Genomic DNA, 17,632 nt, shown 5'->3' on the forward strand with positions numbered 1-17,632 from the left:
ATGGTAGACACATTTTTAGCGATGAGGATGATGAGCGGTTGGTCAACATCGTGGATACGATGATTGACAAAGAGTTACTTCCACATCAAGAAATCGCTGATTGGATTAGCGACTTAGCGCAATGCTGCAATTTGCCGAGAAGTCGCAGTCAGGTGATTGCTCGTGTGAACAGCAAGAATTTTTTACGCAGTCTCTATTTCAGAAGGGGACAAGATAGCCGAGGGAATGAGCTTAACACTGTCATGCTTGGTACTGAGGCAAAATTGAACAAGTTTTCTATCAGTTAAAGGATTAGAGGGGCCGTCCCAAAAGCCATGGAAAATTGGCTGAGGGATTTTGCCCCTTTTTATGTCAAGAAAAACAAAAAGAAACCATCCATTGGTAAAATGGAAGTACTACCCACCATGCACAAAAGGAGAGGCAAGGGCTGCAATTAAGGCAGTTTTTTCTCATTGAACTAAAGGGCAGTATTTCTGTAAAGATTGTGAAAAAATGCTTATTGAACTAACGCATGTGTTAGTTCAATAAGGTCTAAAAATGTTGTTGTAGTAAATGGAATCATTTGTAGTACAAAGAAGGATAGAAATAGCAGTTTCCACTTCTGCTTTCCTATGCTTCTTTTTTCACTATATAATGTGTGACATTATATAAAAACCTCCACTTACAAATAAATTTAATCATTTGCTTGACTTTTAATAAAAGGGTGCATTGGTCTTTTTTTGTTTACTTTTCATTTTTAATGGTACAATTTCCATTTGAAGGTAAGGTAGAGTGGGATATGGACACAAATAAGCACGGTGAAATGCGCTATTACTTATATATAAAGGCGTGCAAAAAAGGACATCGCGGCAAGATCGGAAGCGGTGTATCCGGAGGAGAAGAGTCACATAAATGAAATTATTTATGATAATACTGTTTATCACAATGGAGAATATAGAATATATCCAACAACTTCAGATTTGAAAAACTTAATTCAGAAAATAATTCAATCAAAAGCTACTACTGAATATATCAGAATTACTCCATTTTATATCAATGCAAAATTAAATCAACAAATAGAATTTGATGAATATATGTTTTATATGGAGTGTAGGGAGCATGTCGATGATAGGTTGGTAAAAGAACATATCGGATTATGCTTTGATAAAGAGTATGCTGATATGGATTATCAAGAAGTTAGACTGGGTAAGATACTATTTCCGTTATGTAAAAATAAAGATACTGAAACCTATAAAAAATCACTAGAAGTATACGTTGAATTTTTAGATGAATTGCTTCCTAGATTAATGGAAATATCTAAATCTAGAATGGAATTGAAAGATAAAGATGTAGCTTTCGGGTACTTTTGCTTTGAAATTCAAAATGGATAAGGTTTTATTGTTCATGCTAACTACAAAAATATAATAAAATGAGCTGCATAATGTTAATAAGTAAACATCAAGTAACTCCAAAATATACAATAAAAGTTGATTTTGGAGTTATTTTACGCTTACAAATTAACTAAAATATATGGTAGAACAAGCTATTATAACACCATATTAAGCCAAACCAAAAAAATAATTAGGAAGTAATTATTTTGACTTTTTATATAATGAGAGGGACTTTTATGTTATAAAACCAATAATTAAGAAATAATTGCTCCTTTTTTCGGATAACTTTAGACTTTAAGTTATGACACCTATCTGTATACTGATTGTCACTTTTGGAGTTATTTTGCGCTTGTTTTAAGTAATATTTTGCATTATAAGTAAATATTAAAACGCTATCATCATATAAAACGATAGCGTTTTTTATTTACCTGATTCCGATTACTAAACTATCTCGTGCGGCTTCAACAACTTCTGTTGTTATTGTTTCAATCTTATTAATTTCGAGTATTCTTTCAATTTGAGTGAACAATCTCTGTATGAGCCTAAAATTCCCTCCAGTAATCTTTATTATGCTAGTTATTGCCTCATAATCGGAAAAGTCCTCAAGCTTTATAGAAAGTCCTAACTCTCCACATTTATATTCCAAAATATGATGGGTTTCATCTTTACTAAGTTTATCAAATTCATGGGCAAATCCAATTCTAGAGTAGAGTTGAGGGTATCGAGCTAATCGCTTTTCAATGCCAGGCATTCCAATTAATATCATCGCTATATCATTTCGATCGTAGATATCCCTAAGTTGTTCTAAATTTTGTACTTTTAGGCGATCTATTTCATCAACAATAATCAAGTCGATATCCTCATAAGCGTCAGTGGAGTATTTTTCTTCTTCTCCTTTAGTAAGTACTTTATACATAGTTCTTACCATGTTCATTCTAATTCCAATAGTATGAATCTCGTCAGTCATTTTAGTGGCTCGTACAGCTGGAGCTGTATAAAAAATTGTCCTGGCTTCAAGTATCTTTTCATCTGCATCTTGGCCAATTTCATTTGCTGTTTTATAAGCTATTTGTTTTTCAATGGAATCCCAATTTGCATAATACCTTGAGGACAATGTTTTTCCTACACCTGGTAATCCATAACAAATGCCTATATATTTATATTTGATACATGCATCACAAAACTCGGCAAATCGCTTATATTCTTTTGTTTCAATAAATTTTTGACCTTTATTCATTGAAATACCTTTTTAACTTTGACTTTTTGGTAGGTTCATTTGTTTTGTCCTCTAGATCCTTTTTCTTTGACAAGGCAATTTCTTCTACAATAGTTTTTCCAGAATCGAGTTGCTTTTTTAGACTTCTCCGTATTTTATTTCGTGCTGAAACAATCTCTTTTAAATCTACTGTATAATCGGAGATTTCAGGGGAAATAGCCGTACATAAGTATTTATCTTGATAAAACACTCGAATCTCCGCAATGTCTCTTGGATCATAACGAATAATGACTGTTTCTCCAACGTATGCAGCTAGATTTGTGTCTATATATCTAAATCCTTGGAAGTGAATCCCGTCAGAATGAACCTTCCTTGGTTTCGCTACATGTAGCAATAATAAATCAAGACTTTCTAAACTCTCAGGCATATTTGGAAGAAATCCAGAATTATTCCACACCTGTATCGGTTCTTTCTTTGTTGTACTGTGAACCCTATGGTGATAGTTACTTATAATGAAATTTGATAATTTTTCATCTAATTCTTTAATGGTAAGAAGTGAAGTGCTAGTCTGATTTCCCAAATAACCGGGTAAATCTTGCAGAAACAATTGATTAATGGTTAAAAAGAATCTCTCTATTTTCCCACGCCCTCTTGGAACACCAATTGTAGAAAAAGCTAGATTAATTTTTAAATCAACTGCTACTTGCTCTAAATGGTTGGATGTAAAGTCACTCCCATGGTCTGTATAAAATATTTCAGGAATACCACATATTTGCCAATCGGGATTACTTTTTTTCCATATTGCTTGGTGTAAGACCAAAGATGTATGTATAGCAGAGGGATTTTCAAAAGTTAAGAAATATCCAGCGACTGCTCGGCTATAATCATCTAAAATGATTGTTAGCCAAGGTCTTTCTGGTTTTCCTTTTTCATTTAAAACTATAATGTCTAATGGGGTATGGTCTGCTTGCCAAATTTCATTGGGGTAGCTTGCCTCTCTTCGATGAATTAAATCATATTGATTGTTGTATGCTTTTTGACCATCATGCGCTAACTTCTTCAAACTTGGCGAAAGAGACTGTGATACCTTATACACTTGATAATAACTTGGTTTTTCCCAGCCTTTTTTCTGACATTGCTCACAAATCATCCGATGAATAGACGTTAATGAATTCCTTTTGTACTTCAATATCAATTGTTCGATCGACACGACAACTTCCGGCTCTAAATGTGTTTTGCCGGCATCACTTCTTGTTTTTCGAATTAAACCTTTTAATCCATTTTGTTTATAGTCCTGAATCCAGTATTGCAGCGTTCTTTTGGCAATACCGGTTTCTTCTATAATAACAGTTAATGTTTTCTCATCGGTAAGATAAGGCGCAATGATTTTATACTTTACCATTGCTTCTCGACGTTGTTCTTCTGAATAAGCCGTTAATGGAGGATGTTCATTTTGCATTAATACCCACCTTTCCGATTTATTGTCTTTCTAAATAGCGATAAATTGTAGTGCGAGATACACCCCATTTTTCTGCGACATCTTTGATAGGTGTACCACTTTCAATTAGGGATTTCATCATTTCTATGTCTTTCAATCCAAACTTTTCTGGTCTGCCACCGAGCCTTCCTCTTGCTCTAGCTGCCGCTCGACCGGCAGCCGATCTTTCTTCTATTAAATTACGTTCAAATTCAGCAAAAGCTGCGAATAAGTGAAACATCAATTGTCCTGTTGCATTACTTTTGTCCATTGTTAGGTTTTCTTGAAGACTATGAAAACCAATACCACGTTTATTTAAGTTATTCACAATTTGGATCAAATCTTGCATGTTGCGTCCTAGGCGATCCAATCGCCAAACTACAATTGTATCGCCTTCACGTGCATAATGAATTGCTTCCTCTAAACCAGGACGTTGTTTTTTTGTTCCACTCATTTTATCGTGGAAAATCTTCTTACAACCATATTGAGTTAGTGCATCTGTTTGTAAATCTAAATTTTGTAATCCTGTAGATACACGTGCATATCCAATTAACATCAATTATCACTCTTTCTAATTTTTACTCTATCCCCATTGTAACATAAGATATAAACACATTGGTTATTGAACATAGAATAATGAACGGAGTTTTATTACATATAAGACAATAAAAAACGCCTCTTTTAAATCAAAAAGAAGCGTGTTCAGAAAAGGACGAGTTTTGTAACAAATAGGGTATTCCATAAAATGGAGATACTGTTAATGGACTAAATACTTTTTTTAGTTTATTCAGCAATCGGGCCATTTAATGAAATAAGGCTTATTGAGCCCACGGCAGTTAAGGTATAGAAGGGTTTTTATAATTAAAACAGAATAAATATATAAATACCCCTTGCAGAATTTTTAGGTTATTTATCATTTAGATATTAATGAATCAATGCGAAAGAATAGTGGAAAAAGGGAGGAAATTTAGAATGACGCATCCCGCATTAAAAATGTACAATTACCACGTATGGGCAAATGGAGTTATAATTGATCGTTTAAAGGAACTTCCGCAAGACATTTATCATAAGGAAATTCAAACTGGTTTTTCTTCGGTATCAAAGGTTCTGTCTCACATTTATGCCTCAGATTATACATGGTTTGACATTATTTCAGGTAAAAGCATGAATGAAGCATTGGCGTATGAAGATCAATTAAGAGAACAGGCAGAAACAAAAAGTATCGAAGAAATGAAAAAGATCTTTTTAGACTTATCTAAACGTTACAAAGAACTTCTGAACAGCCAAGTAGATATGGAAAAGGCAATAGTGGTTGATAACCCCTATGTTGGGTTACTTGAAACTTCTGTTTCAGAATTGGTGCTACATGTTGTCACTCACGGATCTTATCATCGTGGCAATATAGCTACCATGTTGCGACAAATGGGACACACCTCCATGATGCAAGATTATGGACTTTACCTATTCATGCCTCAAACTTCATGATTACTCGGCTTGGGGTTTTATATATTTTTGTAAAAAAATCCTTCAATTAAAAGAGTGCTAGTGTAATAAGGTGTGAACACGTCTCAACGACCTGAGTAATTCCGGAATAGGGCGCTATTCCGGAGTAATGATAAAAGTCCAATTTCTTAATTTTAATGAGAAATTGGGCTTTTTATATATTTATTTATAGTGCAAAATAGCGCTTAAAATGGGTGCAAAATAACTCCTAAAGTGACAACTGATATTACAACACTTCAAAAACAGATTCAAAACTTTTAAGTTATGAATCTGTTTTTAGAGATCTTTGAAAAGCCCCCATTGGTAAATGATGTATTACTGTGTCCTGGTTTTACACGTATCTCGCTGAACCCCATGAAGCGCTAATTGTATGATATCTAGAAGTAAAAGGGTGATACATTTTAAATCGACACAGGGAACGATTTGAAAAAGAAATGTAAGAGTTATTACAAAAGAAACCCCTCTTATATATCGCTGTTTTTACGATATATAAGAGGGGTTTGTATAAAATGTTAATTTACTTTCTTTATAAATCCTTTATAGTGACGTTTCACAAGTTGGCTTTCTAATGTTTTCATTGTTTCTAACGCGACACCGACAATGATGAGTAAACTTGTCCCACCAATTTGGGCGGAAGCTGGTAAATTAGAAATTTTTGTGAATAGAATCGGCAAAATAGAGATTGCCCCTAAAAAGATTGCTCCGATAAAAGTTAAACGATATAAGATTTTTGTTACGTAATTCTCTGTCATTTTCCCCGGTCGAATGCCTGGAACATACCCGTTTTGTTTCTTCAAGTTTTCGGCCATTTGTTCAGGGTTTACTTGAACGAAGGCATAAAAATATGTAAATGCAATAATGAGTCCAAGGTATAAACACATTCCAATTGGGTGTCCATAATCAAAATTTGTATTGATCCATTTGGACACTGCAGAGTCTGGGAACAGCTGCGCGATTGTTCGCGGCGTCATTAAAAATGCGGAAGCAAAGATAACTGGAATGACACCTGCACTATTTACCTTAAGAGGTAAGTGTGTATTTTTTGCTCCTTGATACGGATTGTTCCCATTAGAAGCTTTTGCATATTGAATAGGAATTTTCCGATTTGCTTGTTGTATGTAAATGACACCAACGATGATAGCTAAAACGACTAAAATAATTAACGCAATTTTTATAATATGCATGAAGAGTTGATCTCCAGCATTATGAATTTGTTGTAAGTATATTTGATTCATAATACTTGGAATTCCTGCCACAAGTCCTGCAAAAATAATAATTGAAATTCCGTTGCCGACTCCATTTGCAGTAATTTGTTCGCCTAGCCACATTAAAAATGCAGTACCAGCAGTTAATACGGTAGCAATTAATAAGTAGGTTTTCCAACCTGGATCCGTTATTAATTGTCCACCTGCCATATTGTTAAAGCCAATAGACATTCCTATCGACTGAATGAATGCAAGAACAATTGTAAAGTAGCGGGTAAATTGAGCTGATTTTTTACGGCCCATTTCACCTTGCTTTGCCCACTCTGCAAATTTAGGAACGACATCCATCTGTAATAACTGTACGATGATGGAAGCTGTAATATACGGTGTGATGCCTACTGCAAAAATGGAAAAGTTTTTTAAGGCACCTCCGCCAAATACATTAAGCATTCCTAAAATATTTGTTTGATCTTGTATTTTTAATACCTCAGCATTAGTATGAGGAACTGGAATGAATGTGCCAATCCGAAAAACGATTAACATCGCTAAAGTAAAAAGGATTTTGCTTCTGATCTCAGCTACTCTCATAAAGTTTGAAATTGTACGAAACATCATGTCGCCTCCTATATATTTACCAGTGATTTTAATTAAAGAAAAACTGGTTTTTATATCCTCACGTATAAACTGCAAACCTCCTTCCGAATAAAATTCATTATGACAAATGGATTTTCAAACAGTTTACGGATATAAAGTAGAGCGATGTTTATGTTTTCGTTACAACTCAATAACCATAATATAACTATAAAATAAATATTTGTACAGAGGTAAGGATAAAAAGATAAGTACATACAAGGGAATTTTGCTAGATTATAGGTGGGGTGAATTGTTATAATTTTCGTAAAAAGGGGTTTGCTAAATGGAATTTCAATTACCTAATATAGATGAGGAAGAGTTAACAATTGCAAAGATTCAAGAAGCGATGGAAACGGGTAAATTAACAGCAAAAGAACTTATTATGTATTATTTGTATCGAATCGCAAAGTATGATAAAGCCGGTCCTAATATAAACGCTATTCTTGAACTGAATCCGGATGCTATTTTTCTTGCCGAATCATTGGATCATGAGCGTAAGAAAAAAGGAAAACGAGGGCCTCTTCATGGGATTCCAGTTTTATTGAAAGATAATATAGAAACAGGAGATAAAATGCATACAAGCGCTGGTATGCTTGCTTTAGAAAATCATGTGAGTCAAAAAGATGCGTTTCTAGTGAAAAAGCTTCGAGACGCAGGAGCTATTATTTTAGGGAAAACGAATATGACAGAATTAGCTAATGGTATGTCGCTAAAAATGTGGGCTGGATATAGTGCAAGAGGAGGCCAAACTCTTAATCCTTATAGTCCTGGAGAATTTTTTGTAGGTGGATCCAGTTCTGGTTCCGCTACGGCAGTCGCTGCAAACTTTACAGTACTATCAGTTGGTACAGAGACTGATGCTTCTATTTTAAGTCCAGCAATACAAAATTCTGTAGTTGGTATTAAACCGACTGTTGGACTCATTAGTAGATCCGGCATCATTCCGTTTACGTATTCACAAGATACTGCAGGGCCCATTGCTCGAACTGTAGAAGATGCTGCGCTTTTATTGAGTGTACTGAGCGGCAAAGATGAACTAGACCCAGCAACTTATCGCTGTGAAGAAGATGCTGTACAAGATTATACGGCATTTTTAGATAAGAGTGGGTTAAAGGGAGCGCGCATTGGTGTGTTTCGGCAAGCTTCTGAAGAAAATTTTCTACCAGGTGAATTCGATGAACATTTATTCTCTAATGTAATTCACATTCTAAAAAAAGAGGGAGCAGAAGTCATAGAGAATATTGAAATCCCTTCTTTTTATAGAAAATGGAGTTATGAAGTGCCAATTTATGAGATAAAACATAGTTTAGGAAATTATCTGTATCAACTACCATCACATGCTCCCGTTCATAATGATCACGAATTAATAGAATTTAATAATAAACTTGGTGATAAAGCATTAAAGTACGGACAAAACATGCTTGAATATAGAAAATCTCTACCAAATACATTAAGTAATTCGGAATACATAATGGCGAAATTAGAAGATCTTTATTATTCACAAAATGAAGGAATAGATTTTGCACTTCAAACATATAACCTAGATGCCATTTTATTTCCGGCTTATGTAGGGTCTACTCTTTCTGCAAAAGCAGGTTATCCATCAATTGCTTTACCAGCAGGATATATGGAAAACGGGCGTTCATTTGGTATTACTTTTGCTGGAGCGACATTTAGTGAGGGAACTTTAATTAAGATTGGTTATGCTTTTGAGCAAGCAACAAAATTTCGGAAACCTCCTAGTTTTATAGAGAAAGTATAGTAGATATAAAAGTGGTTTTGGTGTAAGAAAAGCAGAACTGATGAATAAAAAATATGTACGGGTAGTGATATAGTGAAGATTGGTAAATTTGGAGAAGTCAATAAATTAAGTGTTGATACAATTAGGCATTATATGGAATTAGGGTTGATTGTGCCTGAAAAGAAGGGAGGACATTATTTTTTTGATGAGCGCTGTCAAAATGATTTAGAGACTATTTTAGAATTTAAAGGGATGGGCTTTCGTTTACACGAGATTAAACAATTTTTTCTATATAAAAATTTTGGGGAACTTACGGATTATGAACATGATTCGTACTACCAATCTTTATTTATGGATAAATATAAGCAGGTTGAGCAGGAAATAAATAATTTAGTAGAAGTAAAGGACAACTTAAAGACGAAATTAGATGAAATATTAGCGAAATCTAGAAGTTCAAGCTTAATGATGGGAATTGATTTAAAAGTACTCGGTATGCTGAAATGTTTAAGGTGTAGCGAAAAACTTATTCTTCAAGATGGGATCATTCATAGAAATCAAATTATGGAAGGAAAGTTAATTTGCGATTGTGGTGAAGAATATCTTGTTGAATCAGGTATTTTAAAGGTTGGTAATTCATGTCAAGCAACTACTGGCCCCCATCTTGAAGAATTTGTTCTTGAATATATACATGAAACTGATCCTGCTTATTTGGAAAATATCCAAAAAGTTGGAGGATGGTCAAAGAGGAAACTCGGTCAATTAGACTTAAATAATAAAGTATTACTTGAGTTAGGATCCGGAGTTGGTTTTTTTCTGCGAAATATTTTTCGGGATTTACCGGAAAATTGCTTGTATATTGCTGTTGATCGTAACTTAGAGCGGCATCGATTTTTAAAAGGTGTATTAGAGAGAACTGATTTCAAAAGAAACATTCTCTTTATTTGCGCTGATTTTTTACATATACCAATACAGGATTCCACTGTCGATATCGTAATTGATTATTCGGGTACTAGTAATTACAGCTTTGAACATGAGGAATTTTTGCTTCGTGAAGTGGATTTCCTATTTAAGCCTAATTGTTACATATTGGGATCATTTATTGCTTTTAAAAATTTTAGTAAAAAAAGCAAAATCGAAGCTAGATTTAGAGACAACTTTATAGCTAGAAAAATTAAGGAAAACATCAACAGTTTAGAGTATATCCCTCTTGAGGAAAGGACTTTTAAATATATTGATCGAGGTGGAAAATACGAAAATTTCTTTGTGCAGGGGGAAGAAATTTATTCATATTCATTTTTTGGAAAAAGATAGGGTTAACCCTACCTTTTTTTCATTTTCCATTAAAAATTTATGGATTGCACCTATTGATATTGGGTTCACCCGGCAGCTTAACCTTATTGTATAAAAAGTTAAGTGAGGTGGAGGATTAATGGAAGCACTACAAATGAGTGTAAGTAATGAAAAGAACAAAAAAGAAATGAAAAACCTATTTCTCTATTCTACAGGAAAAACTGTATCGATATTTGGTACAGCTATTTATGATTTTACGTTAGCATTATACGTTTTAAAACAGACAGGCTCAGCGTTAAGTTTTGCGATTACGCTCATATTAGGTATTATCCCAATGGTTATCATCAATCCGTTTGCCGGAGTGATTGTAGATAAGGTGAATAAAAAGATGTTAGTTGTTATCATGGATCTTCTTAGCGGAACGTTGTTAGTTTCTGTTTATATATTATGTATGAAATATGAATTGAATTTACTTATCATTTATGCCACTACGTTCCTATTGACGGTATTTACTACTTTCTTTGGAATAGGTTTAGAAGCAGCAAAGCCAAACATCGTATCGGAAAAAATGTTGATGAATATTAATTCTATTAGTCAAATCATCGATTCTATCTCTAAGATTATGGGCCCAATGTTAGGCGGAATTGTCTTCGCAATCTTTGATATGAGAACTTTTATTATCGTAAATGGAATTTCTTTTATCCTTTCCGGATTATCGATGATGTTTATTCATTTCAAGCTTTTCAATCACCAAACAAATGAAAATCATTCAGATAGGAAAATTCATTTGATAAGAGATATGAAGGATGGATTTAACTATATTTTTGAAAGAAAGAGTATTAAAAGCATGTTTATGATCTTAATATTAATTAATTTCTTTCTCGGTTTTGCTGTGACTGTACCATTACCGTATATGATTAATACAGTTCTAAAGTTAGAGTCAAAAGAGTTTGGTATGATCCAAGGGGCCTTTCCAGTGGGGATGATTTTAGGAGCTTTATTGGTAAAGAAAATCATAGAAAGAATTTCCTATTCCATTCTTTTAAAATATATAAGCATTGCTTTATCGATTTTTATGATTTTATTAGGAGTTCCAGTTATGCTGAAAAGCTTACAACTGAACTCCATCGCTTTTACCTGTTATTTCATTGTTGTCATGTTCTTGTTTGGGGTATTCATAGCGCTAATTGATATCCCTCTTGCTTATTTTATGCAGATAGAGATTCCAGATGAATATAGAGGTAGAGTGCTAAGTATTGGCATTAGTATCGCGAAAATCATGCTTCCTATGGCGATGATTTCATCAGGAGCTCTATTAAATGTCCTTCCTTCTTATGTCATGCCTATTGCAGGAGGAATGTTATTCTTTCTCTTTAATGTGCGTTCAGCGAATAAAGTGAACTTTGAACTAACTTCAAAAAATATAAGTATTTAATTTGCTATAGCGCCAGATTATTGTGTAATAAAAGCAGCGTTATAGTTGAAAAAAAAAACCCTTCCAGTATACTGAATAAAGAAATTTATCTTAAAGGTAAAAGTGTGTTTGATCATTTATAGATCAAATTTCTGGAACGTATAAAAGAATGAAAAAGGAAAAGGTGTTATTAATGAAAACGTATATTGTAGTTGGGGCTGGGATTCTCGGAGCATCTACTGCCTATCATCTTGCAAAAGAAGGAGCTCGTGTTACATTGGTTGATCGTCAAGATTTAGGGCAAGCAACGGATGCTGCAGCAGGAATTGTCTGTCCTTGGCTATCACAGCGCCGGAACAAAGCTTGGTATCAAATGGCGAAAGGCGGAGCTCGTTACTATGCTTCTTTAATTGAACAATTAGAAGCAGATGGTGAAAAAGATACTGGTTATAAACGTGTAGGAGCGATTAGTCTTCATACAGAAGAGAAAAAATTAGATCAGATGGAGGAGCGAGCGTATAAACGACGCGAGGATGTCCCGGAAATTGGTGAAATTACACGTTTATCGCCAGCTGAAACAAAAGAGCTTTTTCCGCCATTATCAGAAGAGTATAGTGCTATACATATAAGCGGTGCCGCACGTGTGAACGGTAGAGCACTTCGTCAGGCTCTTGTAAATGCTGCAAAAAAGCATGGCGCTGTATGTATGAAAGGGAATGCATCATTAGTACATGAAGACAATCGAGTTATTGGTATTGAAGTAAATGGTGAAACGTTAACAGCTGATCAAGTAATTGTAACCGCTGGTGCATGGGCAAATGAGTTATTGCAACCACTTGGTGTTAACTTCTTAGTTACATTCCAAAAAGCGCAAATTGTTCATCTTCATGTATCAGACGTGGATACAGACAATTGGCCAGTTGTTATGCCGCCAAATGACCAATATATTCTTGCTTTTGAAGATGGCCGTGTAGTAGTAGGCGCAACGCATGAAAATGACACTGGATTTGATTACAGAGTAACAGCCGGTGGATTACATGAAGTTTTTGATAAAGCATTATCAGTTGCTCCAGGTTTATCGAATAGCACGATGATGGAAACGAGAGTTGGATATAGGCCGTTTACTCCAGGATTCCTTCCGGTAATAGGTGCATTACCTAACTTTGAAGGCATACTCGTTGCCAATGGTCTTGGTGCTTCTGGGTTAACGGCAGGACCTTTTCTAGGTTCTGAACTTGCGAAACTGGCCCTTGGAAAACAAACAGAGCTGGATCTTAGTTATTATGATGTAACTGAGGCAATTGAACAACTAAAGAATTAGAGAATACATAGGGGTAGCGCTACATGCCCATCAGCCTAAAAAATAAAGTGAAACTTCCATCAGTGATGCTTTTCTCTCAATCTTGAAGTTGGGGGCTTACTGCTTGTTAATGCGGGATAAAAACGGACCTACACCTAGGAGGTCACTGAAAAAGTCCTTATTATAAGAAAAAGGAGTCCATCACCTACTATATACAGGTGACAGACTCCTTTTCACTTTCAATATACTGATAAAATATGTCTTTTACTTATTAGTTAAACTGGACATTTCAACAGATTTTTGCGTACAACGTTTCATAGCTGAAATGATAGCTGTTCTTAAGCCTTTTTCCTCTAATGTTGCTACAGCTTCTATTGTCGTTCCACCTGGAGAACAAACCATATCTTTAAGTGTGCCTGGATGTATTCCTGTTTCAAGTACCATTTTTGCAGAACCTAATACAGCTTGAGCTGCGAATTTATATGCTTGAGCCCTTGGCATACCATCTAGTACAGCAGCATCTGCCATGGCTTCTATAAACATATATACATATGCTGGAGAAGAACCACTTACAGATGTTACAACATCCATTAATTTTTCATTTACGATCTCTGCTTGGCCAAAACTATTAAATATATTTAGTATGACCTCTAGATCTTTTTCTGTAACCATTTCATTCGCACATAACGCAGACATTCCTTCTCCAACAAGAGCAGGTGTATTAGGCATTGCTCTAACAACTTTTAACTTTCTGCCGAAAGCATTCTCAGTACTCTTAATACTTTTTCCAGCAGCAATCGTTACGACTATTACATCGTTTTTTAGCTGCTCTTTTATTTGGTTAATTACTGATGAGTATAGGTCTGGTTTGATTGATAAAATTAAAATATCAGCATTGTTAGCTACTTCATTGTTGTCAGTAGTTGTAGTTATGCCATATTTTTCACTAGCATTTTTTAAATGAATGGCACTTATATCTGAACAAATTATGTTATCTGAAGAAACTATATTTTTGTTAATCATTCCACCTATCATAGCGATACCCATGTTTCCGCATCCGATGAATCCTATTTGTTTGTTCATAATAACTCGCTCTTGCTCCTTTTATTATAAATTTTATTTGTTTGATATTATTATTCTAAAAAACAATGATATCCCGTACAGAAGAAATAAACTATACCAAGATGAGTATAAAAAAACATTTTAAGAGAGAACATTACTTTTTGCAATACAAAAAATATATAGAAATCACTTATTAACAGGAATTAAACTTGTCACCTTCCTTATTTTCTAAAATATCTCTTGACATAAAAATGCATTATAGCGCATACTATATAAAAATTAAAGTGAACATCGTTGAAGGGAACTAGTACATATGTCTTCTTACGCAAGAGAGTGGAATCCGCAGGCTGAAAGATTCCTCGTATAGAAATTATCGAACCTATCCCTGAGTCTTAAACGAAAGTTTAGGCGTATGCCTGCGTTACAGGCGACAAGCGGATATAGATTTATATCAATGAAGGTGGTACCGCGGAACAATGACCGTTTCGTCCTTTTTATTAAGGGCGGAGCGGTCTTTTTTATTTGGTTCTTTATTGCGAGATAGACATCATTGGTGAGGGGTTCTTTGCTGCAAATTGCACATGGTAGAAGAATAGTTTGTCCCCATTTGAAAAAGAAGCAGCACAATTTACAAAAAACTTTTACTTTAGACTAGGGGGTACAAAAATGAAAAAACAACGAATTGTCGTAAAAATTGGAAGCAGTTCCTTAGCAGCAAATCATGGAGGCATCTCTGGCGAACAGCTTTCAGATCACGTTGCCGCCTTGGCGCGACTGAAGCAGGAAGGACATGAAATCGTACTGATTACATCTGGGGCCGTCGCCGCAGGTTTTTCTGCTCTCGGGTATCCCGGCCGCCCCGTGACAATTAAAGGAAAGCAGGCCGCCGCCGCTGTCGGGCAAAGTTTGTTGATGCAGGCGTATACGGAGGAATTCCGCAAATATGGGATTGTTACCGCGCAGCTTCTGTTGACAAGAAGCGATTTTTCCAGAAAAGAACAATACAGTAATGCCTACGCCACTTTATCGGAGCTACTAAACCGCTCCGCTCTTCCGATAATCAATGAAAACGATTCTATTTCTTTGGAGGAGCTGACGTTTGGTGATAATGACATGCTGTCAGCTTTAGTAAGCGGGCTTGTCTCGGCGGATATGCTCATGATTTTTACGGATGTGAACGGTTTGTATGACCGGAATCCCCAGAAAAATCCGGACGCGAAAAAGTATTACTTTCTCCCTGCCGTTACGGAAGAAATCGCCTCTCTTGCTGGAGATGCTGGCTCAAAACTTGGTACCGGCGGCATGAAATCGAAAATCGATGCGGCAAAGACGGCACTATCTCTTGGTGTGAGTGTATTCATCGGAACAGGCCGTGGACAGGAGAAGTTTTTAGATGTTTTGAAGGGTAAAGGTGATGGAACGTATATCGGCAATACGCCTCAAAAAGTGATTAAGATAAACAAGCAATGGATCGCGCTGCATTCGCTTATCGGCGGACAAATCGAAGTGGATGCCGGAGCAGCCGCTGCCATCATTCAGCGCGGAAAAAGTCTTCTGCCTGCTGGTGTTACCGATGTGTTTGGGATCTTTCAAGCCGGCGAAGTCGTGGAGGTTATCACAAAGCAAGGACGCGTGATAGGGAAAGGACAGTGCAGATATAGTGCAGAGGAATTGCGAGAGCTAAAAGGTATGCAGAGCCACGACATTCAAGCGCGAGGCGAAAGGCATAGCTACGAGGTCATTCATAGGGATAATTGGGTTTCATTTTAAGAATAGAGAGATGGCTCGTTCAAGTGAAGAACACAGGGTCCTCCGTCCTAAAAGGCGCTGTTTGTCTCTTCTCGCTCTAAGCGTCCGATTGATTCAACTAACTCTATGCAGGAGAGTCTTGGATGGTAGTGTCTAGTTGGCGGATTTGAACACGTCTCAAATTTTATACTTTTTAATCTTTAAAAGGGGGAAACGAAAATGAATGAAGTATTGGTAAAGGGACAAAAGGCGAAAAAGATTGCGGGAGAGCTTGTGACCAAATCAACTCATGAAAAAAATAAGGCACTGGCGGCTGTCGCTGAGCAATTGATAGTAGAGACATCCTATATTTTGGAGGAGAACAAACGGGATATCGAACAAGGTAAAGCGAAAGGAATGTCTGCCTCTCTCCTCGACCGCCTCATGCTGAATGAACAGCGCATTATTGATATGACAGAGGGTATCCGGCAGCTGATTGATTTGCGCGATCCTGTCGGAGAATGTGTAGCTGCATGGGAACGGCCGAATGGATTGTCTATTCAGGAGATGCGCGTGCCGCTCGGTGTTGTTGGGATGATTTACGAGGCACGGCCGAATGTGACGGTAGATGCGGCCACAATTTGCTTGAAAACAGGTAACGCAGTGATCTTGCGTGGTAGTTCTTCCGCCACTTATTCCAACAAAGCCATCGTCGCTGTCATTCATCGTGCGCTCAAACAAACGAGCTTACCTCCAGAAAGCGTACAGCTCATTGAAGATAATTCACGAGACAGCGCAAAGCAGCTGTTTACATTAAACGAGTACTTGGATGTTCTTATTCCAAGAGGTGGCAAGCAGTTGATAGATACTGTAGTGAGAGAAGCGTCTGTTCCTGTATTGGAAACAGGCGCGGGAAATTGTCACATTTTCATTGATGAAACAGCGGATAAACAGATGGCATTCGATATTATCGTAAACGCGAAAACACAGCGTCCGTCTGTATGCAATGCTATTGAAACAATTATACTTCATGAGAATTGGGCACAGCGATTCGGTACCAAGCTGTTTTCTTTCTTGAAGGAAAGAGGAGTGGAGCTGCGCGGGGATAAGAAAGCATTGACAATTGATTCTTCTCTTGTACCCGCTTCAGAAGAAGACTGGGAAACAGAGTTTTTGTCTCTTACGCTGGCAGTCAGAATCGTTTCCTCTGTTGAAGAAGCGATTCGCCACATCAATGCTTATGGCTCCATGCATTCCGAAGCGATCATTACAGAGAACGAGGAAAACGTCAGCAAGTTTTTCACGTCCGTCGATGCCGCGGCGCTCTATCATAATGCTTCGACCCGCTTTACTGACGGTTTTGAATTTGGCTTCGGCGCAGAAATCGGCATCAGCACGCAAAAGCTGCACGCACGTGGACCAATGGGGCTATCTGCATTGACTTCCACAAAATATGTGATTCGTGGGAATGGGCAGATTCGGGGATAAGAAGTAGAAGGACAGATGCAAAGCCCCTTTTGTTTTATTTTCGCTTTCAGTTTCTATCACTTTTTTTAGTATTAAAGTGGTTTCTAGAGAACTCAAACTTAGCTTGATGGGCATGGGATAGCACCTCATTACCATCAAGTTAAGCTCTCATAATCCCCCCTGAACGAAAATTTTGTGCATTTTGCTCGTTTTTATTATTTTTGGG

14 protein-coding genes and 1 other annotated feature are annotated in these 17,632 nt (G+C 36.4%); of the genes, 9 read left to right on the forward strand and 5 right to left on the reverse strand.

Annotation, left to right across the window (positions count from 1 at the left end; genetic code table 11):
* Positions 1 to 287, forward strand: a 287-nt coding sequence (locus MR076_RS19420; protein ID WP_242223302.1) for a DUF2785 domain-containing protein, incomplete at its 5' end; no start/stop codon positions are given.
* A gap of 576 nt (positions 288 to 863) precedes the next feature.
* Positions 864 to 1,370 carry a hypothetical protein gene (locus MR076_RS19425; RefSeq protein ID WP_242223304.1) on the forward strand — a complete coding sequence of 169 codons (507 nt, stop codon included), beginning with the start codon at positions 864 to 866 and terminating at the stop codon, positions 1,368 to 1,370.
* Between the two features lie 424 nt (positions 1,371 to 1,794).
* Here the strand turns inward: MR076_RS19425 and MR076_RS19430 are convergent, their stop codons facing one another.
* Genes MR076_RS19430 through MR076_RS19440 form a run of 3 tightly spaced genes read right to left on the reverse strand, consistent with a single transcriptional unit; the run spans position 1,795 to position 4,619 of the window.
* Positions 1,795 to 2,607, reverse strand: a complete 813-nt coding sequence (locus MR076_RS19430; RefSeq protein WP_242223306.1) for an AAA family ATPase — start codon at positions 2,605 to 2,607, stop codon at positions 1,795 to 1,797.
* Positions 2,600 to 4,045: a Mu transposase C-terminal domain-containing protein gene (locus MR076_RS19435; RefSeq protein WP_242223307.1), complete on the reverse strand. Its 1,446-nt coding sequence runs from the start codon at positions 4,043 to 4,045 to the stop codon at positions 2,600 to 2,602. The genes MR076_RS19430 and MR076_RS19435 overlap by 8 nt, the downstream gene beginning before the upstream one ends.
* 19 nt (positions 4,046 to 4,064) lie before the next feature.
* Positions 4,065 to 4,619 (reverse strand): recombinase family protein, encoded by a 555-nt coding sequence (locus tag MR076_RS19440; RefSeq protein WP_000904909.1) that lies wholly within the window; start codon positions 4,617 to 4,619, stop codon positions 4,065 to 4,067.
* A 416-nt stretch (positions 4,620 to 5,035) separates the two neighbouring features.
* Here MR076_RS19440 and MR076_RS19445 point away from each other — a divergent pair, with 416 nt between their 5' ends.
* Complete coding sequence (locus tag MR076_RS19445; RefSeq protein WP_242223309.1) at positions 5,036 to 5,548, forward strand: DinB family protein; 513 nt, start codon at positions 5,036 to 5,038, stop codon at positions 5,546 to 5,548.
* A gap of 530 nt (positions 5,549 to 6,078) precedes the next feature.
* On the opposite strand, the gene secY is transcribed toward MR076_RS19445, so the two are convergent.
* On the reverse strand, positions 6,079 to 7,383 hold the full coding sequence (gene secY / locus MR076_RS19450) for a preprotein translocase subunit SecY (RefSeq protein ID WP_242223310.1): 1,305 nt from the start codon (positions 7,381 to 7,383) through the stop codon (positions 6,079 to 6,081).
* 304 nt (positions 7,384 to 7,687) lie between these two features.
* Between secY and MR076_RS19455 the strand changes: the two genes are divergently transcribed.
* The 4 genes from MR076_RS19455 to MR076_RS19470 all read left to right on the forward strand — a co-directional run bounded on the left by MR076_RS19455 (position 7,688) and on the right by MR076_RS19470 (position 13,170).
* Positions 7,688 to 9,166 (forward strand): amidase family protein, encoded by a 1,479-nt coding sequence (locus MR076_RS19455; protein WP_242223312.1) that lies wholly within the window; start codon positions 7,688 to 7,690, stop codon positions 9,164 to 9,166.
* A 72-nt stretch (positions 9,167 to 9,238) separates the two neighbouring features.
* The gene (locus MR076_RS19460) at positions 9,239 to 10,456 is read left to right on the forward strand and encodes a MerR family transcriptional regulator (RefSeq protein WP_242223313.1); all 1,218 of its coding nucleotides are present in this window, start codon (positions 9,239 to 9,241) and stop codon (positions 10,454 to 10,456) included.
* Positions 10,457 to 10,574: 118 nt separating this feature from the next.
* Entirely contained in the window at positions 10,575 to 11,870 is a 1,296-nt protein-coding gene (locus MR076_RS19465; RefSeq protein WP_242223315.1) for an MFS transporter, read from the forward strand.
* A gap of 172 nt (positions 11,871 to 12,042) precedes the next feature.
* Positions 12,043 to 13,170, forward strand: a complete 1,128-nt coding sequence (locus tag MR076_RS19470; RefSeq protein ID WP_242223316.1) for an NAD(P)/FAD-dependent oxidoreductase — start codon at positions 12,043 to 12,045, stop codon at positions 13,168 to 13,170.
* 243 nt (positions 13,171 to 13,413) lie between these two features.
* On the opposite strand, the gene proC is transcribed toward MR076_RS19470, so the two are convergent.
* Positions 13,414 to 14,232, reverse strand: a complete 819-nt coding sequence (gene proC, locus MR076_RS19475) for a pyrroline-5-carboxylate reductase (protein WP_242223318.1) — start codon at positions 14,230 to 14,232, stop codon at positions 13,414 to 13,416.
* A gap of 264 nt (positions 14,233 to 14,496) precedes the next feature.
* Positions 14,497 to 14,707, forward strand: a binding site (T-box leader).
* A gap of 170 nt (positions 14,708 to 14,877) precedes the next feature.
* Here proC and proB point away from each other — a divergent pair.
* Positions 14,878 to 15,981 (forward strand): glutamate 5-kinase, encoded by a 1,104-nt coding sequence (gene proB, locus MR076_RS19480; RefSeq protein WP_242223320.1) that lies wholly within the window; start codon positions 14,878 to 14,880, stop codon positions 15,979 to 15,981.
* A 198-nt stretch (positions 15,982 to 16,179) separates the two neighbouring features.
* Complete coding sequence (locus tag MR076_RS19485; protein WP_242223322.1) at positions 16,180 to 17,427, forward strand: glutamate-5-semialdehyde dehydrogenase; 1,248 nt, start codon at positions 16,180 to 16,182, stop codon at positions 17,425 to 17,427.
* Positions 17,428 to 17,632: the final 205 nt, after the last annotated feature.

It is taken from the genome of Bacillus cereus group sp. BfR-BA-01380, from assembly GCF_022663535.1.
GTDB classification, from domain to species: domain Bacteria; phylum Bacillota; class Bacilli; order Bacillales; family Bacillaceae_G; genus Bacillus_A; species Bacillus_A cereus_BB.

Excerpts from the sequence above, each read along its gene's own strand:
- proB (WP_242223320.1), top strand. The coding sequence starts at position 14,878 with ATGAAAAAACAACGAATTGTCGTAAAAATTGGAAGCAGTTCCTTAGCA.
- MR076_RS19455 (WP_242223312.1), top strand. The coding sequence starts at position 7,688 with ATGGAATTTCAATTACCTAATATAGATGAGGAAGAGTTAACAATTGCA.
- MR076_RS19470 (WP_242223316.1), top strand. The coding sequence starts at position 12,043 with ATGAAAACGTATATTGTAGTTGGGGCTGGGATTCTCGGAGCATCTACT.
- proC (WP_242223318.1), bottom strand. The coding sequence starts at position 14,232 with ATGAACAAACAAATAGGATTCATCGGATGCGGAAACATGGGTATCGCT.
- MR076_RS19435 (WP_242223307.1), bottom strand. The coding sequence starts at position 4,045 with ATGCAAAATGAACATCCTCCATTAACGGCTTATTCAGAAGAACAACGT.
- MR076_RS19430 (WP_242223306.1), bottom strand. The coding sequence starts at position 2,607 with ATGAATAAAGGTCAAAAATTTATTGAAACAAAAGAATATAAGCGATTT.
- secY (WP_242223310.1), bottom strand. The coding sequence starts at position 7,383 with ATGTTTCGTACAATTTCAAACTTTATGAGAGTAGCTGAGATCAGAAGC.
- MR076_RS19440 (WP_000904909.1), bottom strand. The coding sequence starts at position 4,619 with ATGTTAATTGGATATGCACGTGTATCTACAGGATTACAAAATTTAGAT.
- MR076_RS19485 (WP_242223322.1), top strand. The coding sequence starts at position 16,180 with ATGAATGAAGTATTGGTAAAGGGACAAAAGGCGAAAAAGATTGCGGGA.
- MR076_RS19445 (WP_242223309.1), top strand. The coding sequence starts at position 5,036 with ATGACGCATCCCGCATTAAAAATGTACAATTACCACGTATGGGCAAAT.
- MR076_RS19465 (WP_242223315.1), top strand. The coding sequence starts at position 10,575 with ATGGAAGCACTACAAATGAGTGTAAGTAATGAAAAGAACAAAAAAGAA.